Origin of the sequence: Streptomyces sp. cf386 (assembly GCF_900103585.1) — a bacterium.
Lineage (GTDB): Bacteria > Actinomycetota > Actinomycetes > Streptomycetales > Streptomycetaceae > Streptomyces.
Window position 1 is genome coordinate 80,689 of record NZ_FNHV01000017.1, and the last position, 26,546, is coordinate 107,234.

Below are 26,546 nucleotides of genomic sequence, written 5' to 3' on the forward strand. Positions count from 1 at the left end.
GGCGTGACCGGGGGCGGAGTGAGCACACGGGTGAGCGCCAGGGGCCCTGCGCCGGGGAGCTGAACACCGAGAAGCTGAACACCGGGAAGCCGGACCCTGAGCGGGCCTACTCCGTGTCGCGCTCCTCCACCACCTGAAGCATCTGCTCGGCCTCCGCCCGCCGCTCCTGCGCCGTCTCGTCGTCCTCGCCGCAGCCGTCGTACGTCGTCAGCACCGCACGCGCGCGTGCCGCCGCCTGTGCCGGACGGCTCAGGTCGGCCTCCAGCCACCCCGCGGCGAGTTCGGCGCCCGTGCGGCTGTGCAGGGCGTCGTCGCCCAGGGCGGCGAACACCGCTACCGCCTGCGTCATTTGGGACAGGGCCGCCTCCAGCGCGGCCCGGATCGACTCGTCCTCGGCGTCCTCGGCGGCGGACCGGGCGAGGAGGTCGCCGAACTGGCGGTGGGTGTGGCCGAGTTCGGCGGTGAGCCGCTGCCGCGCCTCCTCGTCGTCCACGCCGTCCAGTGCCGCCGCGCACTCCGCGACCGCGCTCGCCATCAACTCGGCCGCCGTGTCGCTCCCGCCCTCCGCCCCCTCCACGCGCAACGCCAGCCACGCGCGTGCGCGCAGGGAGCGGACGAGACCGTGCACGTTGCCGAGCGAGCGCCACAGCGCGCCCGCGCGCGCGTAGGCCTGGTCCGCCTCGGCGAGCAGACCCGCGTGGCCGAGCGACTCGGCGGCGAGGTGGGCGAGCGTGGCGTGGTCGTGCTGTTCGGGCCAGTGCCGGGCGATCTCGGCGGCCTGCAACCGGCGTTCGGCCGCCTCGCGGTGCTCCCCGAGCTCGCTCAGACAGTCGCCGAGCCACCACTGCGTCTGGACGACCGCGCCGTCGCCGTGCGTCTCGGCGGTCAGGTCGGGCAGCGCCGACTCCAGCACCTCGGCGGCCTCGGCGAACCGCTCCTGCCGCAGCAGGAACCCGCCGAGCTGCTGTCGTGCCCAGGCGCCCAGGGTGCGGCTCTCGCCCGCCTCGTCGGCCCAGTGCGCCGCCTCCAGGGCGTGTTCGGCGGCCTCCTCGGACAACCCCCGGCCGCCGAGCACCTCGGCCAGCTGGAGGTGCAGCTGGGCCCGCCCCGGGGCCTCCAGATGCTGTCCGCCGTGTTCCAGGGCCGCCCGCAGCGCCCGCTCGGCCTCAGCCGTGTCGCCGAGATGGTGCGCGAGACCCGCCAGCCGCGCCTCGTACTCCACCGCGAACCACGGCAGCCCCGCCCCGACGAACGCCGCCGAGGCCCGCGCGAACAGCTCGGCGGCTCCCTCCACGTCCCCGGTGAGCGCCGCCAGCTCCGCGAGCATCGCCTGCGCCTCGGCGGCCCGCGAGGCGAGCCGTACGTCCCCGCCCTGCCCGTCGACGAGCGCGAGCACTTCACGGGCGGCGGTCTCGGCGTCGGCGACCACGGCTTCCCCCGCACCGTCCTCGGCCGCCTCGTGCACCCGCCGCATCAGAATCCGCGCCCGGGCCATCAGCACGGCCGCGGTCTGACGTACGCCCGTGCCGTCCTCGGCGTACAGCGTGAGGACGCGGTCGTACAGGCCGGCGATCACCGTGAGGGCCTCGGCCACCTCGCCCGTGAGAGCGCGTACGTACGCTCCACGCGCGCGTGCCGCCAGGGCCTCCCCGGGGTCGCCCGCCTGCGCGTACAGCTCGGCGGCCTCGGCGAAGAGGCCGATGCCCTCGGGGCCCAGGTCCATCGCCCGGTGGTCGGCGATCTCCGCGCGGTCGAGGGCGTCCAGCTCGACGCCCTCCGCGGCCCGCGAGACGGCCGCCCAGGCCTCGATCGCGTTCGGCTGCAGGGTGTCCGACAGCCGTCGTGCCTCGGCGATCAGTGCGGGCAGGTCGGACTCCGCGTCCTGCGGCACATCGGCGACGGCCGTCACCGGTACGGACACCGCCGTGGGCCGGGCCGTCGTCCGCACCCCCAACGGCAGCCGCTCCACCAGGGGCCGCTGCTCCATACGCGCGCGTGCCCGCTCGCTGACGTGCGCCGTGCCGTTGCGTTCGTCGAAGCGCGCGGCCAGCGCGAGGGCCTCCTCACGCGCGTGGGCGGCGAGTTCGCGGGCGGTCCAGGTACGGCCCGCCGGACCGGGCACCTGCTGGTCTCCCAGCCCGAGCGCGGTCAGGCGGTTCATGAGCAGGGCCACCACCGCCATGAACTCCAGCTTGCTGCGCGGATGGCCGTCGTCCGTGAAGTACGCCGGCCGCTGCGCGAGCAGTTCCAGGCCACGCGCCTCGTTGCCGGTCAGCGCACAGAACTCCACGTGGTCCGCGTACGCCCCGCGCATGCTCTCCATGGCCCGTACGAGCCGGAAGCCGCGCAGATGGTTGGCGCGGGCCTCGTCCACGCGGCCCAGGCGCAGCAGCGGCGCCAGGGAGGACGCGAGGACCGTGTGCGGCTCGTGGGCGCACATGAACTCGCCCTCCAGGACCGGCCGCCACAGCCGCAGTGCCTCGGCGTCCCGGTCCCGAGCGACCTGCCACCACCCCTGCCCGTGCAGCTCGCACGCGTGGCAGTCGGCCATGGCGTCCCGGTCGGCCGCCAGCCAGGCCGTGTAGGCACGCTCCGCGCGCGGGACGTCACCGACATGCGCGGCCACGCTGAACTCGGCGCTGCGCACGGCCCGTTCGGAGTGCCCGGCGAGCCGGTAGCGGTGCTCCATCTCGCCGAGCCACTTCTCGATCGAGGCGAGCGGGATGTGCGGCTGGTCGAGCATGCCGGACGACATCCACTTGAAGACCCAGTGCAGCGAGTGCGTCTCGTACGCGTCGAAGTCCTCGGGCCGCTCGTCCCACATGCGCAGCAGACGCGCGAAGGGGACGAACATCTTGCCCTTCTCGGAGCTGTAGTTGTAGACCTTCAGCTGGTGTCCGAGCGCCTCGATCACGGCGAGCGGGATGGCCAGCTTCTCGGCCTCGGCGAGCAGCTGCTCCGCGCGCGCGTTGCGGGCGGGACCCTCCGGCTCCTCGGAGTTCTCCGCCATCGCGTGGCGCAGCGAGTCGAAGTCCGCGATCCCGTCGATTCCGCTCATGAGCGCCCCTCCTCGCCGTTCGTGGCCCACTCCAGCAGGCCGATGAAGGCCCGGTTCAGCAGCGCCGAGTCCGCCGGCCTGAGCGGGCGCTGCGCCATCAGCAGCGCCTGCCCGTACAGGGACTCGGTGGCGGTGCCGATCAGCTCCGGATCGCCCAGCGAACTGATCCGCCGGACCAGTGGGTTGAGGTGGTTGAGCACAAGACGCGCGCGTGGCGTGCTGCCGCGCAACGAGCCGAGGATGCCCGCCCACAGGTCGTCGGCCTGCTCCGCGGCCTCCGCGCGCGCCTGCTCGTGCCGGGCCGCCCGGTCGTCGAGATGCAGCGCGGGCACGGACAGCGGATGGAAGGCGCGCAGGACGACGTCACAGCCCAGGGGGTCGAGCTTCGCCCGCGCGGCCGCCAGGAAGCCCGACAGGGCCAGTTCCTCGGCCGGGTCGACGGCGTCCAGATGGGCCGTCACCGTGTCCGCGTCCAGCTCGGCGACGACCGTTCCCGGCCGCACCGACGGCAGCGCCTCGACGAGCTCGCTGTCGTAGGTGTAGCCGCCGTTGATCACCCCGACGCCCTGCGCGGACGCGATCGGCGCGACCTGGCGGTACTCCTCGACGCTCCGCGTGAAGTGCACCACCGGGTGCCGCTGCGCGAACTCCTCCAGGGACAGCCGGCCGTCGGTCGTCTCGAAGGGCAGCCACGGCAGCATCGTGCGCAGCATCTCCTTGTCGTGCCGCGCGAGGGACTTCACGCCCAGGTGGTGCACGGACAGGAAGGCCGCCAGTCGCTCCGGATCACCGCCGGCCAGCCCCGTCAGCCAGGACCGAATCCTTTCGCCGAGCGCCTCCCGTACGGCCGCCAGCGTCTCGTCCTCGTACAGCGACTCGCGCGAGGCCGTGGGCCGCAGGCTGTCCGTGTCGAGCACGCACCGCACGAAGAACGCCCAGTCCGGCAGCAGCTGTTCGGCCCGCTCGGTCAGCAGCATGCCCTTGAGGTGGACGCGATGACCCGCCCGCTGGGCCGGGCTGACCGCCGAGGGAAGGACGTACGCCACGCCCCGGATCCCCGCGAGCGGCACGTTCAGTTCGATCGAGTCCAGCGGGGTGAAGCCGAACAGGTCGTGACAGTGCCGGGCCAGCGCCACCCTGCGGTTGGCGGGGGAGGGGTACGGCCGGTCCCAGGGCGCGGGCAGGTCGGTGACCGCCTCGTCGCCGACCCGGACGTCGTACGGCAGCAGCGAGCCGAAGTCCCGTGCCAGCGCCAGGACCCGGTCCTCGGCCAGCCACTCGGCGGCCCCGGCCCGCGCCACCAGGTGCACGGTGGTGCCCGGTTCGGTGCGGGCGTCGTCCGGCAGCGTCCGCACGGTGTACGAACCGTCGTCCGTCGCCGTCCACTCCACGGGCGGCGCATCCGGCGTACGGGCACTGCGGCTGACCACCCGGATCCGCTCGGCGACAACGAAACAGGCCAGCAGACCGATGCCGAACTGCCCCAGGAAGTCGGACCGGGCCTCCTGAAGCCCCTCGGCACGCTTGGAGCTGCGTCCGATCGTCGCCAGCAGGTTGTGCACGTCCGCCTCGGTGAGCCCGACCCCGGAGTCCTCGACCCGCAGGGCGCCTCCGTCGGCGTACAGCCGCACCTTGGCCGGCGCGCCCGGCTCCTCGGCGCGTCTGGCGGTGATGGCGTCGACGGCGTTCTGCAACAGCTCGCGCAGATAGACCTTCGGACTGGAGTAGAGGTGATGGGAGAGCAGGTCCACCAGACCGCGCAGGTCGACCTGGAACGTATGAGGTGGCTGGGACGGCTGAGGTGCCTGGGATGACTGTGAGGTCTGGGAGTCCATCGTCGCAGCGCCGTTGGGGGGGACTTGGCGACGGCGCGGGGTCGGGCGGTCCCGGTGAGGCGGTGACCGCGAAGGGATGGCCGGAGCGCGCCATCCTAGAGCCGGAACGAACCGTCTGACCAGGGGTTTCCGGGACGTTTACGTTGACGACCGCCGCGACCTCTACGGCATTGTCAGTGCCGTGGTGTGGAATGGATCTCGTGCCCGCACTGGAAGAACCACTGAAGAAAGTGCTCGGCCCTCCCACCGCGAAGGTGATGGCCGAGCACCTCGGCCTGCACACAGTCGGCGACCTCCTGCACCACTACCCGCGCAGATACGAGGAGCGCGGCCAGCTCACCCACCTCGCCGACCTCCCGATGGACGAGCACGTCACGGTGGTCGCCATGGTCGCCGACGCCCGCCTGCACACCTTCGCCTCCGCCAAGGCACCCCGCGGCAAGGGCCAGCGCCTCGAAGTCACGATCACCGACGGCAGTGGCCGCCTCCAACTGGTCTTCTTCGGCCACGGCGTTCACAAGCCCCACAAGGAGCTGCTGCCGGGCACACGCGCGATGTTCGCGGGCAAGGTCTCCGTCTTCAACCGCCGCCTGCAACTGGCCCATCCGGCGTACGAGTTGCTGCGGGGTGCCGACGACCAGGCTGCGGAAACGGTGGAGACCTGGGCAGGCGCCCTGATCCCCCTCTACCCCGCCACGGCCAAACTGGAGTCCTGGAAGATCGGCAAGGCGATCCAGACGGTCCTGCCCAGCGCCCAGGAAGCGATCGACCCCCTCCCGGATTCACTCCGCGAGGGCCGCGGCCTGGTCCCCCTCCCCGAGGCCCTCCTCAAGATCCACCGCCCGCACACCAAGGCGGACATCGAGGACGCCCGCTCCCGACTCAAGTGGGACGAGGCCTTCGTCCTCCAGGTGGCCCTCGCCCGCCGCCGCCACGCCGACGCCCAACTCCCGGCGGTCGCCCGCAAACCCAGCCCCGACGGCCTCCTCACGGCCTTCGACGACCGCCTGCCCTTCACCCTCACCGAGGGCCAGCAGAAGGTCTCGAAGGAGATCTTCGACGACCTGGCGACCGAGCATCCGATGCATCGGCTGCTCCAGGGGGAGGTGGGCAGCGGAAAGACGATGGTGGCGCTGCGCGCCATGCTCGCCGTAGTCGACGCCGGCGGGCAGGCCGCGATGCTCGCGCCCACCGAAGTGCTGGCCCAGCAGCACCACCGCTCCATCGTCGAGATGATGGGCGAGCTGGCCGAGGGCGGGATGCTGGGTGGGGCCGACAAGGCCACCAAGGTCGTGCTGCTCACCGGCTCCATGGGGGCCGCCGGACGCCGCCAGGCGCTGCTCGATCTCGTCACCGGCGAGGCCGGGATCGTGATCGGCACGCACGCGTTGATCGAGGACAAGGTGCAGTTCCACGACCTCGGCCTGGTCGTGGTCGACGAACAGCACCGCTTCGGCGTCGAACAGCGCGACGCCCTGCGCGGCAAGGGCAAGCAGCCACCCCATCTGCTCGTCATGACGGCCACGCCCATCCCGCGCACGGTCGCCATGACCGTCTTCGGTGACCTGGAGACGTCGGTCCTGGACCAGCTCCCGGCCGGGCGCTCCCCGATCGCCAGCCATGTGGTCCCGGCGGCCGACAAGCCCCACTTCCTGGCCCGCGCCTGGGAGCGGGTGCGCGAGGAGGTCGGCAACGGCCATCAGGCGTACGTCGTCTGCCCGCGCATCGGGGACGAGGAAGACGACCCGAAGAAGGCGGGCAAGAAGAAGTCCCCCGAGGACGAGGCCGAGAAGCGTCCGCCGCTCGCCGTCCTCGACGTGGCGGACCAGCTGGCCAAGGGGCCGCTCCAGGGCCTCAAGGTCGAGGTCCTGCACGGCCGTATGCACCCCGATGACAAGGACGCCGTCATGCGCCGCTTCGCCGCCGGCGAGACGGACGTGCTGGTCGCCACGACGGTCATCGAGGTCGGCGTGAACGTCCCGAACGCCACCGCCATGGTGATCATGGACGCCGACCGCTTCGGTGTCTCCCAGCTCCACCAGTTGCGCGGCCGCGTCGGCCGAGGCTCGGCGGCGGGCCTCTGCCTCCTCGTCACCGAGATGCCGGAGGCCAGCGCGGCCCGCCAGCGCCTCAACGCCGTCGCCGCCACCCTCGACGGCTTCGAACTCTCCCGCATCGACCTCGAACAACGCCGCGAGGGCGACGTCCTCGGCCAGGCCCAGTCCGGCGCCCGCACCAGCCTGCGGATGCTGGCGGTCATCGAGGACGAGGAGATCATCGCGGAGGCGAGGGAGGAGGCGGTGGCACTAGTGGCGGCCGATCCGGAATTGGAGCGCCTGCCAGGCCTACGAACGGCTCTGGACGCCCTTTTGGACGACGAAAGGGAGCAGTACCTGGAAAAGGGGTGAGGGATGCCAACCCAGGGGCGCGGGGAACTGCGCGACCAGCCACACTGATACCTAAAGACGCCCACAAACAAGGACCGCAGATGACCCGCGTGATCGCTGGCGCAGCCGGCGGACGCCGCCTGGCCGTCCCGCCAGGGACCGGCACCCGCCCCACCTCCGACCGCGCACGCGAAGGTCTCTTCTCCACCTGGCAGTCCCTTCTCGGCGGCCCCCTCGAAGGCGAACGCGTCCTCGACCTCTACGCCGGCTCGGGCGCCGTAGGCCTGGAGGCCCTCTCCCGCGGCGCAGGCCACACCCTCCTCGTCGAGGCCGACGCCAGAGCCGCCCGCATCGTCCGCGAGAACGTCAAGTCTCTCGGCCTGCCCGGCGCGGAAGTGAGGGCGGGCAAAGCCGAACAGATCATCCAGACCCCGGCACCGACAGAGCCGTACGACATCGTCTTCCTCGACCCCCCTTACGCCGTCACGGACGACGATCTTCGCGAGATTCTGCTCACACTCCGTTCAGGGGGCTGGCTCGCGCCGGAGGCGCTCGTCACCGTGGAGCGCAGCACCAGAGGTGGCGAGTTCGGGTGGCCGGACGGTTTCGAAGGGATCCGGGCCCGTCGCTACGGCGAGGGAACGTTTTGGTACGGTCGCGCCGCCTCTACGTGCGAAGACGCACGATGACCGGACCGGAGAGCGAGGGATCACAAGTGCGCCGCGCCGTCTGTCCCGGGTCGTTCGACCCGATCACCAACGGACACCTCGACATCATTTCTCGTGCCTCCAGGCTGTACGACGAGGTCTACGTCGCAGTCATGATCAACAAGGCCAAGAAGGGCCTGTTCGAGGTCGACGAGCGGATCGACCTGATCCGCGAGGTCACCGCCGAGTACGGGAACGTCCGGGTCGAGGCCTTCCACGGCCTCCTCGTCGACTTCTGCAAGCAGCGCGACATCCCGGCCATCGTCAAGGGCCTGCGCGCGGTCAGCGACTTCGACTACGAGCTGCAGATGGCCCAGATGAACAACGGCCTGTCGGGAGTGGAGACGCTCTTCGTGCCGACCAACCCCACCTACAGCTTCCTGTCCTCCTCTCTGGTCAAGGAAGTGGCGACCTGGGGCGGCGACGTCTCCCACCTCGTGCCGCCGGTCGTGCTCGAGGCCCTGAACAAGCGTCTGCGCAAGGACTGATGGGGCTACAGTCGTCCCGTCCGTCTCCAACACAGCTGTAGAGAGTGGCGAGCACAGGTGGACGTGCAGAAGAAGCTCGACGAGATCGTCGCCTCGGTCTCCGGCGCCCGGTCGATGCCCATGTCGGCCTCGTGCGTGGTCAACCGCGCCGAACTGCTCGCGATGCTCGAACAGGTCCGTGAGGCCCTGCCCGGCTCCCTCGCCCAGGCCCAGGAGCTGATCGGCGGCCGAGAGCAGATGGTCGAGCAGGCCCGCCAGGAGGCGGAGCGGATCATTCAGGGCGCACACGCCGAGCGCGGCTCGCTGATCTCCGACACCGAGGTCGCCCGCCGCTCCCAGGCCGAGGGGGAGCGTCTCCTCGCCGAGGCCCGCAAGGAGGCCGAGGACGTCCGCGCGGAGGCCGACGACTACGTCGACTCCAAGCTCGCCAACTTCGAGGTCGTCCTCACCAAGACCCTCGGTTCCGTCGGCCGCGGCCGGGAGAAGCTCCTCGGCACCGGCCCCGGCACCGACGAGCAGGGCTACGAGGACGAGGACGCCCCCGAGCGCAGCCACGACCCGGAGACCCTGCGCCGCACGGCCGACGAGTACGTCGACGCCAAGCTCGGCGCCTTCGAGGCGGTGCTGGCGAAGACCCTGGAGGCGGTCGGCCGCGGCCGACAGAAGCTGCACGGCCGTATCGCCACCGACGACCTGGGCTCCCTCGCCGACGACGCCACCACCGTCCAGCACTCCAGCGACGCCGACTACCTCGCCGACCTGGCCGCCCTCGCGGAGCGGGACACCCCAGCGGCTCCGGCGGCCCCGGCCGAGCAGCCGGCCGTACCGGCGCAGCCGCAGTACGACCCGCAGGTCGCGCAGCCGGCGTACGGCTACCAGCAGCAGGGCGCGGATCCGTACGGCGGCTACCAGCAGGGCTACGGCGGCCAGCAGGACGCGTACGGCTACCAGCAAGCCGATCCCTACTCCCCCACCTCCGGCTACGCTCCGGCGGGAGGTGCCCCCTTCCAGGGCTACGCCCCCCAGCAGGCCGCCTACGACCCGAACCAGGTCCCGCAGCAGACCGCGCAGGGCGACCAGGGCTACGCCCTCGACGAGACCAGCCTCTTCGACACGAGCATGATCAGCGCGGAGCAGTTGCGGGCCTACGAGCAGGGGCGCGGCCAGTAGGCCACCACCGGATTGGGCCGTGAGCGAAAGGTCCAGTATCCTGGCTCTTCGGTCGCGCGTACGTCCGCGATCAAAGCTGCCCGGGAACACCGCAGGGCAGTGACCCTCTGAGCTCAGCAGATCGAAAGCAGGAATGGCGTGACAGCCCGCCTCGACCACCGCAACCCTCTCGTGTTCGACACACACGAGCTGGGTCGGCGGCCCGGTGCGCTGCAGCGCCTGACTCGCGAGATCGACGCCCCCAAGGACTTCGGTATCCAGGGAGTCGTCGGAGTGCCGGAAGGCGCCCCGGTGGAGCTCGAACTCCGGCTCGAGTCGGTCATGGAAGGGGTGCTTGTCACAGGCACCGCCCGTGCACAGGCCGAGGGGGAGTGCGTAAGGTGTCTGGAGCCGCTTCAGCTCGACGTCGAAGCGGAATTCCAGGAGATGTTCTCGTACCCTGACGCCGACGACCGGGGCCGCGTTCACCACGCGGAACCCGGCGACGACGCCGAGGACGACGAGGACAGGCTCTTTCTCGAGGACGGCATGTTCGACCTCGAACCCGTGCTGCGTGATGCGGTGGTGCTCGCACTGCCGATGCAGCCGGTGTGCCAGGAAGACTGCCAGGGACTGTGCGCCGAGTGCGGCGTGCGTCTCGCGGACGACCCGGACCACCATCATGACGCCGTCGACATCCGTTGGGCGGCACTGCAGGGACTCGCCGGTTCACTCGGAGACGGCGAGAAGGACGAGATGAGCGGCGCCGAACCGGGCGTCGACGAGAAGCAGGAGAAGTAGCCGTGGCTGTTCCGAAGCGGAAGATGTCGCGCAGCAACACGCGCCACCGCCGGTCGCAGTGGAAGGCTGCGGTCCCCACCCTGGTTGCGTGCGAGCGCTGCCACGAGCCCAAGCAGCAGCACATCGCGTGCCCCTCGTGCGGCACCTACAACAAGCGCCAGGTCCTCGAGGTCTGAGCGGCTGGTGAGAGGCACTGTGTCCACGCCTAAGAAGAACGCTGCGGACAACACAGCCTCGTCCCACACGCTGTTGGAAGGGCGGCTCGGGTACAAGCTCGAGTCCGCCCTTCTGGTGCGTGCGCTGACCCACCGTTCCTACGCGTACGAGAACGGCGGTCTGCCGACCAACGAGCGTCTGGAGTTCCTCGGGGACTCCGTCCTCGGCCTCGTGGTCACGGACACGCTGTACCGCACCCACCCCGATCTGCCCGAAGGCCAGCTGGCCAAGCTTCGGGCCGCGGTGGTCAACTCGCGTGCGCTGGCGGAGGTGGGCCGTGGGCTCGACCTGGGTTCCTTCATCCGGCTCGGCCGTGGTGAAGAAGGCACGGGCGGCCGGGACAAGGCGTCCATCCTCGCCGACACCCTGGAAGCGGTGATCGGCGCGGTCTATCTCGACCAGGGACTGGACTCGGCGGCGGAGCTGGTGCACCGCCTGTTCGACCCCTTGATCGAGAAGTCCTCGAACCTCGGAGCCGGCTTGGACTGGAAGACCAGTCTCCAGGAGCTCACTGCGACCGAGGGGCTCGGTGTGCCCGAGTACCTGGTCACGGAGACAGGCCCCGACCACGAGAAGACCTTCACTGCTGCCGCCCGCGTCGGAGGCGTCTCGTACGGCACCGGCACCGGCCGCAGCAAGAAGGAGGCGGAGCAGCAGGCCGCGGAATCCGCGTGGCGGTCCATCCGGGCCGCGGCGGACGAGCGCGCCAAGAAGGCGAAGGCGGCAGCGGATGCCGCCGAGCCCGAGCCCGATGCCGACGCGCCGTCGGCCTCCGCCTGACCGAACAGCGCGATCCGAGCGCCCGCCCCAGCCAGGCCATGGCCACGGGGCGGGCGCTCGGTCCATACCCGACAGGTGTGTACGGGGGATCCCATGCCCGAGTTGCCCGAGGTCGAGGTCGTCAGGCGCGGCTTGGAGCGGTGGGTCGCCCACCGCACCGTCGCCGACGCCGAGGTGCTGCACCCGCGTGCCGTGCGCAGGCATCTCGCCGGGGCGGACGACTTCGCGCACCGCCTCAAGGGCCACCGCGTCGGCACACCGAGCCGCCGCGGCAAGTACCTGTGGCTGCCCCTGGAGGACACGGACCAGTCGATCCTGGCGCACCTCGGCATGAGCGGCCAGCTGCTGGTGCAGCCGCACACCGCGCCCGACGAGAAGCACCTCAGGATCCGGGTGCGGTTCGCGGACGCCGTTGACACCGAGCTGCGCTTCGTCGACCAACGCACCTTCGGCGGCCTGTCGTTGCACGACAACACTCCCGACGGATTGCCCGACGTCATCGCGCACATCGCCCGCGACCCGCTCGACCCGCTCTTCGACGACGAGGCCTTCCACCAGGCCCTGCGCCGCAAGCGCACGACCATCAAACGGGCCCTGCTCGACCAGTCGTTGATCAGCGGCGTCGGCAACATCTATGCGGACGAGGCCCTTTGGCGCGCCCGCCTCCACTACGACCGCCCGACCGCGACCTTCACACGTCCCCGCAGCCTCGAACTCCTGGGCCACGTAAGGGACGTCATGAACGCCGCCCTCGCGGTGGGCGGCACCAGCTTCGACAGCCTCTACGTCAACGTCAACGGCGAGTCGGGCTACTTCGACCGGTCGCTGGACGCGTACGGCCGTGAGGGACTGCCGTGCAAGCGGTGCGGCACGCCGATGCGCCGACGGCCCTGGATGAACCGGTCCAGCTACTTCTGCCCGAAGTGTCAGAGGGTGCCGCGCGTCTCGTCGTAGTGCCGGCGTGCGTCGAGCACGTCGTCCATCTGCCCCTCCACGAAGTGGATGAGGCTCAGCAGCCGCTCGGCGACCCCGCGCCCGAGTGCCGTCAGCTCGTAGTCGACCCGCGGCGGGTTGGTCGGCTGGGCCTCGCGGTGCACCAGGCCGTCCCGCTCCAGGGCGTGCAGCGTCTGGGACAGCATCTTCTCGCTGACGCCGTCGACACGGCGACGCAGTTCGTTGAAGCGCAGCGAGCCCTCGTAGAGGGCGCCGAGCGTGAGCCCGCCCCAGCGGCCCGTGACGTGCTCCAGCGTGCCGCGCGAGGGACAGGCCTTGGCGAACACGTCGTACGGGAGGTCCTGCGCCTCCATGCGCTCCTGCGTGGTGTCCATGGCGCTAGCGTACTCGCAGGCAGCGCTAACCGGGAGGTTGCACTAACCAGAAGTTAGTGCTTTCCTTTCGTCATCGCCAGTGAGCTGCCTATTTCGGGAGTACGTACGTGACCACCCCTGTTGTCTCCATCGCCTACCACTCCGGCTACGGCCACACCGCTGTCATCGCCGAGGCCGTACGCACCGGTGCCGTCGAGGCCGGTGCCGAGGTGCACCTGATCAAGGTGGACGAGATCACCGAGGAGCAGTGGGCCACCCTCGACGGCTCGGACGCCATCGTGTTCGGCTCGCCGACCTACATGGGCACCGCGTCCGGCGCCTTCCACGTCTTCGCGGAGGCCACCTCGAAGCGCTGGGCCGAGCAGGCCTGGACGGACAAGCTGGCCGCGGGCTTCACCAACTCCGCCTCCAAGAGCGGCGACAAGCTGCACACCCTGCAGTTCTTCCAGATCCTGGCCGCCCAGCTCGGCATGCACTGGATCAACCTCGGCCTGCTCCCCGGCTGGAACAACAGCGCGGGTTCCGAGAATGACCTCAACCGCCTCGGCGTCTTCACCGGCGCCGCCGCCCAGACCAACGCCGACCAGGGGCCGGAGGCCGTCCACAAGGCCGACGTCGCGACGGCCGAGCACCTGGGGCGCCGGGTGGCCGAGACGGCGAAGGTGTTCGCGCACGGGCGGGCCGCGGTCGCCGCGTAAGAGCAGGAGTACGACGAGGGGCTCCCACCCGGTCACCGGTTGGGAGCCCCTAGCCGTACGTGGTGCTAGTACCCGAAGTCCTGCGTCCACCAAGGCCCGCCGGAGCCGAAGTGCACGCCGACCCCCAGCGTCTTGAAGTCGCAGTTCAGGATGTTGGCCTTGTGGCCCGGGCTGTTCATCCAGGCCTCCATCACGGCCGCCGCGTCAGCCTGGCCGCGGGCTATGTTCTCGCCGCCGAGGTCGACTATGCCGGCCTGCGCGGCCCGGTCCCAGGGGGAGGCCCCGTCGGGGTCGGTGTGGTCGAAGAAGCCCCGCTCGGCCATGGCCTCGCTGAAGTCCTGGGCCAGATCGGCCAGCGCGCTGTTGGCGGAGACCGCGCTGCAGCCCACCTTCGCGCGCTCCTCGTTGACCAGGCTCAGCACCTCGGCCGCGGCGGCGGACTGCGCGGACACCGCCACCGGGTCGGTGGTCTTCTCCTTCTCCGGCTTCTTCTCCGGCGCCTTCGTGGCCGCACGGGAAGGCGTTTCCTTCGGCTTCTCGCTGGGTGTCGCCGACGGCTTCTTCGACGGGGTCTTCGTCGGCGCTGCCGACGACATCGACGGGGCCGGAGAGCTGGGCCGCTGGACGTCGCGGCTCGTCGAGCCGCCGTCCTCGTGGCTCTCGGCGCTGCCGGAGGTGCCGCCCTGCTCGCTGGGGGAGTTGGTGGGGGTGTCCGCGGCCTGCACCCGGTCCGCGCTGCTGCCCCCGCCGAGCTGGTAGTTGTCGATGCCGGGCACGACGCCCGTGGCGACCGCGACGGTGCCCAGGGCGACCGCGGCGGAGACGCCGAGCAGCCCGGTCTTCACCGGAGCCGCGGCCTTCTTCTTACGGCGACGGTGCGAGCCCCCGGGTCGCCGTGAGCCGGCGTCCGGTGTGAAGCCGCCGCTGTGGAAGACCGCGGTGGCCGGGCCCGCGTCGGAGTCGTTCATGGACGCGGCGTCGCTCGGGAAGGTCGTGGGGCCGGTGATCCGGTCGTAGTCGTCGTCCGAGGCGAAGAGGTAGGCGTCACTCTTCGCGTAGGCCTCGGCGTACGCCTCCGGGTTCAGATAGGGCGCGATGCCCATCGTGGGTCTGTCACTCGCGTACGAGTCCAGGGGGTCGTGGCTCTCCGTATAGGAGCCGTCCGTGTGTGTGACCCCCGTGGCGCGGCCCCTGGCGGCGCGGCCGGCGGCGGAGCGTCGGTGGCGTCCCATGTTCTGGCCTTCCTCGTCCGTGCGGTCTCAACGTCCTCACAGAACTCACTCGATCGTGTGAGTTTCATATGGGATTCATTGGGTGGGGACGGTACCGCATGGCGCCCGGGGAGGAAGTGCCCGGAGAGACATTGGCCCGTTAGGTTGCAGTCATGAGCGAGGATGTACGGCTGGTCGCCTGGGTGCGTGGACGCGTCCAAGGTGTGGGTTTTCGCTGGTTCACGCGGGCCAAGGCCCTCGAGATCGGCGACCTGAGTGGTTTTGCTCTCAATTTGGACGACGGACGCGTCCAGGTGGTCGCGGAGGGCTCGCGGACGGGCTGTGAGGGACTTCTGGACTGGCTTCAGGGCAACGACACGCCCGGGCGGGTGGACGGTGTCACCGAGATCTGGGACACACCTCGCGGGGGTTACGACGGCTTCGCGATCCGCTGAGCCGATTCTGTAAAGCGGGCCTGGCACAAGCGGAGGGATCTGCCACCGGCAACTGCCCCGAGCAGAAAGAAGCAGGTGGTTGCCAATAACCCCCTTGCAGTGGCAGGCTCCGCAGATAAGGATGATCGCCACGCCCCGAGGGGCCCGCAGGAGTCGTCGCACCGCTGCTTTCCGGCCGTGCGCCCCCGGGTTACCCACCGATACGGGGCGTGATCGTGTTGACCGTCAAACTTTTTGGTGAGACGCTGAAAGCCCCGCGCACCTTAGCTGTTTGGCATGGCTGAACGGCAGTACAACTCCAGGCCTGCCAAGCAACCGCGGGTGCGATTCCCTCACGACCCACACCGCTTCGGTCGGTCACTCAGTGTGGAGGACCATCCATCATGGCAAAGGCGCTTCTCGGTTACGTCGGCGGCTCCGACCCTCGACTCCTCGCCGAGATGCGACGGCTCCAGCAGCGTGTCCAGGACCTGGAATCCGAGCTTGGACGGATCCAGGCGGAGAACGACGCGCTGACGGCTGCCGCTTCTCACGACAGGATCATGGAGAGCATCGACGCACACCAGGCGGAGCCTGCGCTCACCTGATCACTGCATCGCTCCACAACAGCACCAGCAGTGGTTGGGCGGCCCGTATCAACCGCTAAGTTCAACCACTAAGTTGTCAAACGGCTGGCCAGTCAGCCGAAAGAAGTTGCAAGGGACGCTTCGGCGTCCCTTCTTTCTTGCCCCCGACTTAATGCCCCGCGCATCCTTTCACCCTCTTTAACGTCTGGTGTGCCCTGCACGTTCACCGGTGAAACCGTGGGTTCATGGAGCGAGACATCCCCGGAAGGTAGAGTCCAGCGGCGTGCACCTCAAGGCCCTGACCCTCCGCGGGTTCAAGTCGTTCGCCTCGGCGACCACACTCCGGTTCGAGCCGGGTATCACGTGTGTCGTCGGACCGAACGGCTCGGGCAAGTCCAATGTCGTGGACGCGCTCAGCTGGGTGATGGGCGAGCAGGGCGCCAAGTCGCTGCGCGGCGGCAAGATGGAGGACGTCATCTTCGCCGGCACCACCGGCCGCCCGCCGCTGGGCCGCGCCGAGGTGTCGCTGACCATCGACAACTCCGACGGGGCGCTGCCCATCGAGTACGCCGAGGTCACCATCACGCGGATCATGTTCCGCAACGGCGGCAGCGAGTACCAGATCAACGGCGACACCTGCCGACTCCTCGACATCCAGGAACTCCTCTCCGACTCCGGCATCGGCCGCGAGATGCACGTCATCGTCGGCCAGGGCCAGCTCGACTCCGTCCTGCACGCCGATCCCATGGGCCGCCGCGCCTTCATCGAAGAGGCCGCCGGCGTCCTCAAGCACCGCAAGCGCAAGGAGAAGGCCCTCAGGAAGCTGGACGCGATGCAGGCCAACCTCGCGCGCGTGCAGGACCTGACGGACGAACTGCGCAGGCAGCTCAAGCCGCTGGGCCGCCAGGCGGCGGTCGCTCGACGGGCCGCCGTCATCCAGGCCGACCTGCGCGACGCCCGGCTCCGTCTCCTCGCCGACGATCTCGTACGGCTCCGGGAGGCGCTCCAGGCCGAGGTCGCCGACGAGGCCGCGCTGAAGGACCGCAAGGAGTCCGCCGAACAGGAGCTGAAGAAGGCCCTGCAGCGAGAGGCGCTCCTGGAGGACGAGGTACGGCAGCTCACGCCGCGCCTCCAGCGGGCCCAGCAGACCTGGTACGAGCTGTCCCAGCTCGCCGAGCGGGTGCGCGGCACGATCTCGCTGGCCGACGCGCGCGTGAAGAGCGCGACGTCCACGCCGCCGGAGGAGCGCCGGGGCCGCGACCCCGAGGACATGGAGCGCGAGGCCGCCCGGATCCGTGAGCAGGAGGCCGAGCTCGAAGCGGCCCTGGAGGCGGCCGAGCGGGCCCTTGAGGACACGGTCGCCCACCGTGCCGAACTGGAACGCGAGCTCGCCCTCGAAGAGCGGCGTCTGAAGGACGTCGCCCGGGCCATCGCCGATCGCCGCGAAGGGCTCGCCCGGCTGAACGGGCAGGTCAACGCGGCGCGCTCGCGGGCAGCCGCCGCCCAGTCCGAGATCGACCGCCTGGCCGCCGCCCGCGACGAGGCCCAGGAGCGCGCCTTCACCGCCCAGGAGGAGTACGAGGCGCTGAAGGCCGAGGTCGACGGCCTGGACGCCGGCGACGCGGAACTCGGCGAGCAGCACGACGCCGCGAAGCGGCAGCTGGGGGAGGCGGAGGCCACCCTCACGGCAGCGCGCGAGGCGGCCACTGCAGCGGAACGGAGGCGCGCGGCGACCCAGGCTCGCCACGAGGCGCTGGCGCTCGGGCTGCGCCGAAAGGACGGCACCGGGATACTGCTCGGCGCCCGCGACCGCCTGACCGGCCTCCTCGGTCCGGCGGCGGAAATGCTGACGGTGACACCCGGCTACGAGGTCGCCCTGGCGGCGGCCTTCGGAGCGGCGGCCGACGCGATCGCGGTGACCTCGCCGGCCGCCGCGGCGGAAGCGATCCGGTTGCTGCGCAAGCAGGACGGCGGCCGAGCCGCACTCCTGCTGGCAGGGGAGCCGGAAGCGCCCCAAAGGGGCGCGGGGCTGTATCAATCTGCGGCTCCGCCACGGGGCGCGACCAGCCACGACGCACCCGCAGACGCCCGACAACAGCACGCGGCAGATTTCGTCCGCGGTCCCTCCGAACTCATGCCCGCCGTACGCCGCCTCCTGCGCGGCATCGTCGTCGTAGGCACCCTTGAGGACGCCGAGGACGTGGTCTACTCCCACCCCGACCTCACCGCCGTAACCGCCGAAGGCGACCTTCTGGGCGCCCACTTCGCGCACGGCGGGTCCGCCGGAGCGCCGAGTCTCCTCGAAGTGCAGGCCTCCGTGGACCAGGCCGCCGCCGAGCTGGAAGAACTGGCCGTGCGGTGCGAGGAGCTGACCGAGGCGCAGCACGCTGCCATCGAGCGGCGTAAGGACTGTGCCGCGCTGGTCGAAGAGCTGGGGGAGCGGCGCAGGGCCGCCGACCGAGAGAAGTCGGCCGTGGCGCAGCAGCTGGGCCGGCTTGCCGGGCAGGCACGGGGGGCGGCAGGCGAAGCGGAGCGTTCCGTCGCCGCCGCGGCGCGGGCGCAGGACGCGCTCGACAAGGCCCTCCAGGAGGTCGAGGAGCTGGCCGAACGGCTCGCCGTCGCCGAGGAGATGCCGGTCGACGAGGAACCCGACACGTCGGTACGGGACCGTCTCGCCGCCGACGGCGCCAACGCGCGCCAGACCGAGATGGAGGCCCGGCTCCAGGTCCGTACCCACGAGGAGCGGGTCAAGGGACTGGCCGGACGGGCCGACTCCCTCGACCGGGCCGCCCGCGCCGAACGCGAGGCTCGCGCGCGTGCCGAACAGCGGCGGGCCCGGCTGCGGCACGAGGCGGCCGTCGCGGAAGCCGTCGCCTCCGGTGCGCGCCAACTCCTCGCGCACGTCGAGGTCTCCCTCGCCCGCGCCGACGAGGAGCGCACCGCCGCCGAGGCGGCCAAGGCCCGGCGCGAGCAGGAACTCACCGTCGCCCGTAACCAGGGCCGCGACCTCAAGGCCGAGCTCGACAAGCTCACCGACTCCGTCCACCGTGGCGAAGTCCTCGGCGCCGAGAAGCGCATGCGGATCGAGCAGTTGGAGACCAAGGCGTTGGAGGAGCTGGGCGTCGAGCCGGCGGGGCTCGTCTCCGAGTACGGCCCCCACCAGCTCGTACCGCCCTCCCCGCCCGCCGAGGGCGAGCAGCTTCCCGACGACCCCGAGCACCCGCGCAACCAGCCCAAGCCGTTCGTCCGGTCCGAGCAGGAGAAGCGGCTCAAGGCCACCGAGCGGGCCTACCAGCAGCTCGGCAAGGTCAACCCGCTCGCGCTGGAGGAGTTCGCCGCGCTGGAGGAACGGCACAAGTTCCTCAGCGAGCAGCTCGAAGACCTGAAGAAGACCCGCGCCGACCTGCTCCAGGTCGTCAAGGAGGTCGACGAGCGCGTCGAGCAGGTCTTCACCGAGGCGTACCGGGACACGGCCCGGGAGTTCGAGGGCGTCTTCAGCCGGTTGTTCCCCGGGGGTGAGGGGCGGCTGATCCTGACCGATCCCGACAACATGCTCACCACGGGTGTGGACGTGGAGGCACGTCCGCCGGGCAAGAAGGTCAAGCGGCTGTCGCTGCTCTCGGGTGGTGAGCGCTCACTCACCGCCGTCGCGATGCTGGTGTCGATCTTCAAGGCCCGGCCGAGCCCGTTCTATGTCATGGACGAGGTCGAGGCCGCCCTCGACGACACCAACCTGCAGCGGCTGATCCGCATCATGCAGGAGCTGCAGGAAGCCTCGCAGCTGATCGTGATCACCCATCAGAAGCGCACGATGGAGGTCGCCGACGCGCTGTACGGCGTCTCCATGCAGGGTGACGGCGTGTCGAAGGTCATCAGCCAGCGGCTTCGCTGACGCCTTCCCGGTCGGTCGGCCGATCGGTCCCTCCAACCACCTTCACCTTCACTTCAAGAAGTGAACACATCTCACCTCGTCGCGTCTCGAAAGTCACAGCACCTCGCCTATTGACTTCGAAACTTGAAGGCATAGTCTCGGCAACGTTGCTTTTACCTTCAGGTATCACTACTTGGAGCGGCTGACCCCCACCCGGCAGCGTTGCCGGTGGCCCGAGGAGTTACACGTGACCAGCACAGCGCAGGCACCCACGTCAGGAGCAAAGGCGGCGCACCCCGAACATCTCGGGCACGTCGTCTTCATCACCGCGGCGGCTGCCATGGGCGGCTTCCTGTTCGGCTATGACAGCTCCGTCATCAACGGAGCCAACGGCGGTATCCAGGCCCGGTTCGACCTCAGCTCCGGCGTCACCGGTACCGTCGCCGCCAGCGCCCTGCTCGGCAGTGCCCTCGGTGCCGCCATCGCCGGCCGCATAGCCGACCGCATCGGCCGGATCCGCGTCATGCAGATCGCGGCGGTGCTGTTCGCCGTGAGCGCCGTCGGTTCCGGACTGCCGTTCGCCGCGTGGGACCTCGCCGCCTGGCGTGTCCTCGGCGGCATCGCCATCGGTATGGCCTCGGTCATCGGCCCCGCCTACATCGCCGAGGTCGCCCCGCCCGCGTACCGAGGCCGGCTCGCCTCGTTCCAGCAAGCGGCCATCGTCATCGGCATCGCCATTTCCCAGCTCGTCAACTGGGCCATCCTCAACATGGCCGACGGCGAGGAGCGCGGGACGGTCGCGGGCCTTGAGGCCTGGCAGTGGATGCTCGGCGTGATGCTCGTACCCGCCGTCGTCTACGGCCTGCTGTCCTTCGCGATCCCCGAGTCGCCGCGCTACCTGATCAGCGTCGGTCGTATCGCCGACGCCAAGAAGGTCCTCGCCGACGTCGAGGGCGGCGCGGACCTGGACGGCCGGGTCACCGAGATCGAGCAGGCCATGAAGAGCGACCACAAGTCGACGTTCAAGGACCTGCTGGGCGGCCGGTTCGGTCTGCTGCCGATCGTGTGGATCGGTATCGGCCTCTCCGTCTTCCAGCAGTTGGTCGGCATCAACGTCATCTTCTACTACTCGAACCTGCTGTGGCAGTCCGTCGGCGTCGACCCGTCGAGCTCGTTCTTCTACTCGTTCGAGACCTCGATCATCAACATCATCGGCACCGTCATCGCGATGATCTTCGTCGACCGCATCGGCCGCAAGCCGCTGGCCCTCATCGGCTCCGTCGGCATGGGCATCTCGCTCGCGGCGGCCGCCTGGGCCTTCTCCTTCCAGAACGGCAACGACCCGCTGCCGACCGCGCAGGGCTACGTGGCCCTCATCGCCGCCAACGCCTTCGTCCTCTTCTTCGCCCTGTCCTGGGGTGTGGTCGTCTGGGTCATGCTCGGCGAGGTCTTCCCGAACAAGATCCGCGCCGCCGCCCTGGGTGTGGCCGCCTCGGCCCAGTGGATCGCCAACTGGGTGATCACGATCACCTTCCCGGACCTGTCGGACTGGAACCTGTCGCTCACCTACGTGATGTACGCGGTGTTCGCCTTCCTCTCCATCCCGTTCATCCTCAAGTTCGTGCCCGAGACCAAGGGCAAGAAGCTGGAGGAGATGGGCTGACCGCCCCTGAACTCGGGGGGAAGGGCCAAGTCCCCGCTGCCCCTCTCCCCGTAAACAGCCGCCGCCCCGGCTCGGCCACTGCCCGAGCCGGGGCGGCGGTGTCGTGTGCGCGGGTCACCCAGCGAGCGCGTGGCCAGAGAGCCGGTCAGCCTTCCAACGCCGGAAGCACCTCCTCCGCGAACAACCGCAGACTCCGCCACCCCTCCTCCACCGGCATCCCGCCCGACAACGGATGCAGCACGTAGTTGTCGAACCCCAGCGCCACGCACTCCTCAGGCGTCACGATCCGGTACACGCCCTCGGCGCGCAGTTCCTCCACCGTCGTGGCCGCCGACTTCACCGCCGAGCGGATGTCCCCGGACTGCCAGGAGGCGTACGTCCGTGCCTCGTGCAGGAAGTGCCGGCCGTGCTCGGCCCAGGCCCGGTCGGGATCCTCGGCCACGTGCAGCAGCGGTGTCTCGGCGGCCGGCATCATGGTCCAGCCCTCGGTGCCGTACTCGACGAGCAGCTCCTTGTAGTACGCCTCCAGCTCCGGCAGATGCGCGCTGGGAAAGAACGGCAGCCCCAGCCGGGCGGCCCGGCGGGCGGCGGCCTTCGAGGAGCCGCCGACCAGGAGCAGGGGGTGCGGGGCGGTGTACGGGCGCGGAGTGATCCGTACCGTACGGCCGCGGTACTCGAACTCCTCGCCGGTCCACGCCTTCAGCAGCGTCTCCAGCAGCTCGTCCTGGAGCCGCCCCCGCTGCTTCCAGTCCACGTCGAACAGGGCGTACTCCTCGGGCCGGTACCCGATCCCGGCGACCGTCACCAGTCGCCCGCCGCTCAGCAGATCCAGTACGGCGATCTCCTCGGCGAGCCGCAGCGGGTCGTGCAGCGGGCCGATGATCGCGGAGACGGTGACCGCGACGCGCCGCGTGGCGCCGAAGACCGCCGCCGCGAAGGTCAACGGTGACGGCAGCCAGTTGTTGTCGACGCCGTGGTGCTCCTCGGTCTGCACGGTGGTGATGCCGTGCTCGTCGGCGTACGCGGCCATCTGTACGGCCGCCTGGTAGCGGGCCGCGAGCGAGGCGGGGGTCGCGTCGGGCTCGACGAGGTTGAAGCGTACGACCGTGACGGGCATGGGGGTCCCCCTTCACCGGGCGGATGTGGAGAGGGACGTTAGCTGACGGTGTGTCAGACATCCAGAGGGGTGTCGCGGCACTCCATGGCCGATACTGGTCGGGTTATGGACATCGTCATCCTTGCTGTAGTCATCGCCGTGGTCGTGCTCGGCGCGCTCGGCGGGCTCATCGTCGGCACCCGGCGCAAGAAGCCGCTGCCTCCGCCGCCCCCGGCCGCCCCCGACATCACCGCCCCTCCGGCCGAGCCGCACGTCGGCGACGAGGCCGAGACACCGCGCGACGAACCGCGCCGGACCATAGAGGAGGTGGACCTCCCGGGCGGCGGAGCATCGACCGCCGTCGAGGAACCGCCCGTCGTCGAAGAGCTCCCGCCGACCGAGATCGAGGTCCCGGAGCCCACCGCCGGTCGCCTGATCCGTCTGCGCGCCCGGCTCTCCCGCTCGCAGAACGCCCTCGGCAAGGGCCTGCTCACGCTCCTGTCGCGCGAGCACCTCGACGAGGACACCTGGGAGGAGATCGAGGACACGCTGCTCACCGCCGACGTCGGCGTGGCCCCCACCCAGGAACTGGTCGACGGCCTGCGCGAACGCGTGAAGGTCCTCGGCACCCGCACCCCCGAGGAACTGCGCGGCCTGCTGCGCGAGGAACTGCTCAAGCTGGTCGGCACCGACTTCGACCGCACGGTCAAGACCGAGCCGGAGGCCAGCAAGCCCGGCATCGTGATGGTCGTCGGCGTCAACGGCACCGGCAAGACCACCACCACCGGAAAGCTCGCCCGCGTCCTCGTGGCCGACGGCCGCAGTGTCGTCCTGGGTGCCGCCGACACCTTCCGTGCCGCAGCCGCCGACCAGCTCCAGACCTGGGGCGAGCGCGTCGGCGCTCACACCGTGCGCGGGCCGGAGGGCGGCGACCCCGCCTCCGTCGCCTTCGACGCGGTGAAGGAGGGCAAGGAGATGGGCTCCGACGTCGTCCTCATCGACACCGCCGGGCGCCTGCACACCAAGACCGGCCTCATGGACGAGCTCGGCAAGGTCAAGCGAGTCGTCGAGAAGCACGCGCCGCTGGACGAGGTGCTGCTGGTGCTGGACGCCACGACCGGGCAGAACGGCCTGGTCCAGGCCCGTGTCTTCGCCGAGGTCGTCGACATCACCGGCATCGTGCTCACCAAGCTGGACGGCACGGCCAAGGGCGGCATCGTCGTCGCGGTGCAGCGCGAGCTGGGCGTGCCGGTGAAGCTGATCGGGCTGGGCGAGGGCTCCGACGATCTGGCGCCGTTCGAGCCGGAGGCGTTCGTTGACGCCCTTATCGGAGAGTGAATCCGGCACCCACGAAAATTCGTATCTGCTCGAAGAAGCGCCCGCCTCCCAAGGTGCAGTTGGGGGACGGGCGCTTCGCTGTGTACGGCTGTGACAGGTGGTGCCTCTTGTTACGCCCGCGACCGATGCGCCACGTAAGCCAGCGTTCCCAGCAGCAGCCGGGCCGCCGGCGGCTTCGTCGCCGTGTCCAGCGCGGGCGGCCGCAGCCAGCGCACCGGACCCAGTCCGCCCCGGTCGGACGGCGGGGCCGTGAGGTGCGTACCCGGGCCGAGGCCGCGCAGGTCGAGGTGGGTCGGGTCGTCCCAGCCCATGCGGTAGAGGAGTTCGGGGAGCTCGGCCGCGGCGCCGGGGGCGACGAAGAAGTGGGCGCGGCCCTCGGGGGTGGCGGTGACCGGCCCGAGGGGGAGACCCATGCGTTCGAGCCGGGTCAGCGCGCGGCTTCCGGCGGGCTCGGCCACCTCGATCACGTCGAACGCCCGCCCGACCGGCAGCATCACCGCGGCGCCCGGAACCTCCGACCACGCCTTGCTCACCTCGTCGAGCGTGGCCCCGGCCGGAACCTCGGGCGCGAAGCCGAGGGGGTGTGCGCCGGGCGCGTCACAGTCGGCGCGGCCGCACGAACAGGCGCCCGCAGCGGCTCGCGCGCCGGGCACCACGTCCCAGCCCCACAGTCCGGTGAACTCGGCGACGGCAGTGCACTCCGAGGAGCGGCCGCGTCGACGCGAGCCGGACCGGATCTCCCGGATGCCGCCGATCGTGAAGCCCATGCCCCCTCCAACGGGTCCAGCGCGCCGGTGGTTACGACGCGGATGCAAGACGTGACCCTGTGTGTTCTTAGGCGGCCCGTTACCCCGTGGCGCCGCTCGATCCACGTAGCGCTCGGAAGTGCCCCGGGTCGCGGACTCGGCAACGCGCGCCCCTGAGTGCTTCGCTCCGCCCACTTCCGGCCGTCCTATGTCAAGTGAATCGCGTGGAGGCCACCGTTAGTTCATTCGAAGGGGTGGCGAATGGTGGCGATTCCGGGATCGCCATGGCTGGAGGCGTGATCGTAGGATTACCGTGAGTGCACGGAACCTCGGGGCACATGCACTCGTGGGTATGCCGGGGGCAAGTCGGCTTTCCGTTCGAAGGGTGAGAACTGCCGGACGGGCGACCGTATTTACCGGCATTCTGATAGGGCTTGGCGCACTCGGTGACAAGTGGTCCAAGGGATGGGGGCGTTCCAGTGAGCGGCAACAGCGGAAGCGGTACGAGTGCTGGTGGCGCATCGCAGGCCGACAAGCGCCCCAACGAGCTGCTCGCGTCCTGGTTCGTGCGCAGCGGCTGGTCGAAGGGCGAACTCGCCCGTCAAGTGAACCGCCGAGCCCGTCAGTTGGGTGCCAACCACATCTCCACCGACACCTCGCGGGTGCGCCGCTGGCTGGACGGCGAGAATCCGCGTGAGCCGATCCCGCGGATCCTGTCCGAGCTGTTCTCCGAGCGGTTCGGCTGTGTCGTCTCCGTCGAGGACCTCGGCCTGCGCGCCGCCCGTCAGTCACCCTCCGTGTCCGGCGTCGACCTGCCCTGGACGGGCCCGCAGACGGTGGCCCTGCTCGGCGAGTTCTCGCGCAGCGACCTGATGCTGGCGCGGCGCGGCTTCCTCGGAACCTCGCTGGCCCTGTCCGCCGGCCCGTCCCTCATCGAACCGATGCAGCGCTGGCTGGTCCCGGCGCCGCCCGCGCCGTACCAGGAGCCCGCGTCCGTCCCGTCGTCACGCGCGCGTGGCCGGCTGTCGAAGCCCGAGCTGGACCTTCTGGAGTCCACCACGGTGATGTTCCGGCAGTGGGACGCCCAGTGCGGCGGCGGACTGCGCCGCAAGGCGGTCGTGGGCCAGCTGCACGAGGTGACCGACCTGCTGCAGGAGCCCCAGCCCGAGGCCACCACCCGCAGGCTCTTCAAGGTCGCCGCCGAACTGGCGGAGCTGGCCGGCTGGATGTCGTACGACGTGGGGCTCCAGCCCACCGCGCAGAAGTACTTCGTCCTCGCGCTGCACGCCGCCAAGGAGGCGGGCGACCGGCCGCTCGGCTCGTACGTCCTCTCCAGCATGAGCCGTCAGATGATCCACCTCGGCCGGCCCGACGACGCTCTGGAGCTGATCCACCTCGCGCAGTACGGCAGCCGGGACTGCGCGAGCCCGCGCACCCAGTCGATGCTGTATGCGATGGAGGCCCGCGCTTACGCCAACATGGGCCAGCCGGGCAAGTGCAAGCGGGCGGTCCGGATGGCCGAGGACACCTTCGGCGAGGCCGACGACTGGGACGAGCCGGACCCCGACTGGATCCGCTTCTTCTCCGAGGCCGAGCTGTACGGCGAGAACTCCCACTCCTACCGCGACCTCGCTTATGTCGCCGGCCGCAGCCCGACGTACGCCTCACTGGCCGAGCCGGTGATGCAGCGGGCCGTGGACCTGTTCGCGAAGGACGGCGAGCACCAGCGGTCGTACGCGCTGAACCTCATCGGCATGGCCACGGTCCATCTGCTGCGGCGCGAGCCCGAGCGCAGCGCGGTCTATGCCGAGCAGGCCATGCAGATCGCCAAGAAGGTGCGCTCCGAGCGCGTCAACACTCGTATTCGAAAGACGGTCGACACGGCCGCTCGTGACTTCGGGGATCTCGCCGAGGTCGTCGACCTCACCGACAAGCTCGCCGTGGAGCTGCCGGAGACCGCGGAGGCGGTCTGACCGACCCGGGCGAACCCCGGAAACCCCAGAACTCCGGCCGCGGCCGGCCCTCCCGAACTGCCCGACTCGGCTCCCCCATGCCAGGTCATCGGAAGGCCGACCGCGGCCGGTCTTTCTTCCCTCTGTGAAGGTTGCGCCACGATAACGATCGTGCAGCCGAACATCTCGGAGTTCATCAAC

At 70.4% G+C, this 26,546-nt stretch carries 21 protein-coding genes; 15 read left to right on the plus strand and 6 right to left on the minus strand.

All coding sequences use genetic code 11. From position 1 onward, the window contains the following. Positions 1-106 precede the first annotated feature (106 nt). Together BLU79_RS35280 and BLU79_RS35285 are read right to left on the minus strand one after the other, a co-directional pair. The gene (locus BLU79_RS35280) at positions 107-3,058 is read right to left on the minus strand and encodes an FUSC family protein (protein ID WP_256333581.1); all 2,952 of its coding nucleotides are present in this window, start codon (positions 3,056-3,058) and stop codon (positions 107-109) included. Then, a complete protein-coding gene (locus tag BLU79_RS35285; protein ID WP_093910067.1) occupies positions 3,055-4,893 on the minus strand; it encodes an HSP90 family protein in 1,839 nt (612 codons plus the stop codon). The genes BLU79_RS35280 and BLU79_RS35285 overlap by 4 nt, the downstream gene beginning before the upstream one ends. Positions 4,894-5,084: 191 nt before the next feature. Between BLU79_RS35285 and recG the strand changes: the two genes are divergently transcribed. From recG to mutM, 8 genes are all read left to right on the plus strand, one after another. Continuing rightward, positions 5,085-7,301, plus strand: coding sequence for an ATP-dependent DNA helicase RecG (gene recG / locus BLU79_RS35290; protein ID WP_093910068.1), 2,217 nt, complete (start codon positions 5,085-5,087; stop codon positions 7,299-7,301). A gap of 80 nt (positions 7,302-7,381) precedes the next feature. Next, the gene (gene rsmD, locus BLU79_RS35295) at positions 7,382-7,969 is read left to right on the plus strand and encodes a 16S rRNA (guanine(966)-N(2))-methyltransferase RsmD (protein WP_093910069.1); all 588 of its coding nucleotides are present in this window, start codon (positions 7,382-7,384) and stop codon (positions 7,967-7,969) included. Between the two features lie 26 nt (positions 7,970-7,995). Further along, positions 7,996-8,475, plus strand: coding sequence for a pantetheine-phosphate adenylyltransferase (gene coaD, locus BLU79_RS35300; RefSeq protein ID WP_218137809.1), 480 nt, complete (start codon positions 7,996-7,998; stop codon positions 8,473-8,475). 57 nt (positions 8,476-8,532) lie between these two features. Further along, entirely contained in the window at positions 8,533-9,645 is a 1,113-nt protein-coding gene (locus BLU79_RS35305) for an ATP synthase F0 subunit B (RefSeq protein ID WP_093910071.1), read from the plus strand. 138 nt (positions 9,646-9,783) lie between these two features. Next, positions 9,784-10,425 (plus strand): YceD family protein, encoded by a 642-nt coding sequence (locus tag BLU79_RS35310; RefSeq protein ID WP_093910072.1) that lies wholly within the window; start codon positions 9,784-9,786, stop codon positions 10,423-10,425. A gap of 2 nt (positions 10,426-10,427) precedes the next feature. Beyond that, positions 10,428-10,601 (plus strand): 50S ribosomal protein L32, encoded by a 174-nt coding sequence (rpmF, locus tag BLU79_RS35315; protein WP_003951102.1) that lies wholly within the window; start codon positions 10,428-10,430, stop codon positions 10,599-10,601. 19 nt (positions 10,602-10,620) lie between these two features. Next, positions 10,621-11,421 carry a ribonuclease III gene (gene rnc, locus BLU79_RS35320; RefSeq protein WP_093910073.1) on the plus strand — a complete coding sequence of 267 codons (801 nt, stop codon included), beginning with the start codon at positions 10,621-10,623 and terminating at the stop codon, positions 11,419-11,421. 93 nt (positions 11,422-11,514) lie between these two features. After that, on the plus strand, positions 11,515-12,375 hold the full coding sequence (gene mutM, locus BLU79_RS35325) for a bifunctional DNA-formamidopyrimidine glycosylase/DNA-(apurinic or apyrimidinic site) lyase (RefSeq protein WP_093910074.1): 861 nt from the start codon (positions 11,515-11,517) through the stop codon (positions 12,373-12,375). Here the strand turns inward: mutM and BLU79_RS35330 are convergent. Beyond that, positions 12,348-12,749: a winged helix-turn-helix transcriptional regulator gene (locus tag BLU79_RS35330; RefSeq protein WP_093910075.1), complete on the minus strand. Its 402-nt coding sequence runs from the start codon at positions 12,747-12,749 to the stop codon at positions 12,348-12,350. The two genes, mutM and BLU79_RS35330, sit on opposite strands and share 28 nt — an antisense overlap. A gap of 107 nt (positions 12,750-12,856) precedes the next feature. Here BLU79_RS35330 and BLU79_RS35335 point away from each other — a divergent pair, with 107 nt between their 5' ends. After that, positions 12,857-13,447, plus strand: a complete 591-nt coding sequence (locus BLU79_RS35335) for a flavodoxin family protein (protein ID WP_093910076.1) — start codon at positions 12,857-12,859, stop codon at positions 13,445-13,447. A 65-nt stretch (positions 13,448-13,512) separates the two neighbouring features. Here BLU79_RS35335 and BLU79_RS35340 read toward each other — a convergent pair whose 3' ends face one another. Then, a complete protein-coding gene (locus BLU79_RS35340; RefSeq protein ID WP_093910077.1) occupies positions 13,513-14,679 on the minus strand; it encodes a CAP domain-containing protein in 1,167 nt (388 codons plus the stop codon). A 152-nt stretch (positions 14,680-14,831) separates the two neighbouring features. On the opposite strand from BLU79_RS35340, the gene BLU79_RS35345 reads away from it, so the two are divergent. From BLU79_RS35345 to BLU79_RS35360, 4 genes are all read left to right on the plus strand, one after another. Next, positions 14,832-15,113 (plus strand): acylphosphatase, encoded by a 282-nt coding sequence (locus BLU79_RS35345; protein WP_093910078.1) that lies wholly within the window; start codon positions 14,832-14,834, stop codon positions 15,111-15,113. A gap of 383 nt (positions 15,114-15,496) precedes the next feature. Beyond that, entirely contained in the window at positions 15,497-15,700 is a 204-nt protein-coding gene (locus tag BLU79_RS35350) for a hypothetical protein (protein WP_030048901.1), read from the plus strand. Positions 15,701-15,962: 262 nt separating this feature from the next. Then, positions 15,963-19,571, plus strand: a complete 3,609-nt coding sequence (smc, locus tag BLU79_RS35355) for a chromosome segregation protein SMC (RefSeq protein WP_093910079.1) — start codon at positions 15,963-15,965, stop codon at positions 19,569-19,571. A 226-nt stretch (positions 19,572-19,797) separates the two neighbouring features. Continuing rightward, complete coding sequence (locus tag BLU79_RS35360; protein ID WP_093910080.1) at positions 19,798-21,213, plus strand: sugar porter family MFS transporter; 1,416 nt, start codon at positions 19,798-19,800, stop codon at positions 21,211-21,213. 145 nt (positions 21,214-21,358) lie between these two features. Here BLU79_RS35360 and BLU79_RS35365 read toward each other — a convergent pair whose 3' ends face one another. After that, positions 21,359-22,330: an LLM class flavin-dependent oxidoreductase gene (locus BLU79_RS35365; RefSeq protein WP_093910081.1), complete on the minus strand. Its 972-nt coding sequence runs from the start codon at positions 22,328-22,330 to the stop codon at positions 21,359-21,361. Positions 22,331-22,435: 105 nt separating this feature from the next. On the opposite strand from BLU79_RS35365, the gene ftsY reads away from it, so the two are divergent. Further along, positions 22,436-23,647, plus strand: coding sequence for a signal recognition particle-docking protein FtsY (gene ftsY, locus BLU79_RS35370; protein WP_093910082.1), 1,212 nt, complete (start codon positions 22,436-22,438; stop codon positions 23,645-23,647). A 110-nt stretch (positions 23,648-23,757) separates the two neighbouring features. On the opposite strand, the gene BLU79_RS35375 is transcribed toward ftsY, so the two are convergent. Then, complete coding sequence (locus BLU79_RS35375) at positions 23,758-24,414, minus strand: bifunctional DNA primase/polymerase (RefSeq protein WP_093910083.1); 657 nt, start codon at positions 24,412-24,414, stop codon at positions 23,758-23,760. A 458-nt stretch (positions 24,415-24,872) separates the two neighbouring features. Between BLU79_RS35375 and BLU79_RS35380 the strand changes: the two genes are divergently transcribed. After that, complete coding sequence (locus BLU79_RS35380; protein WP_093910084.1) at positions 24,873-26,366, plus strand: transcriptional repressor NsdA; 1,494 nt, start codon at positions 24,873-24,875, stop codon at positions 26,364-26,366. Positions 26,367-26,546 lie beyond the last annotated feature (180 nt).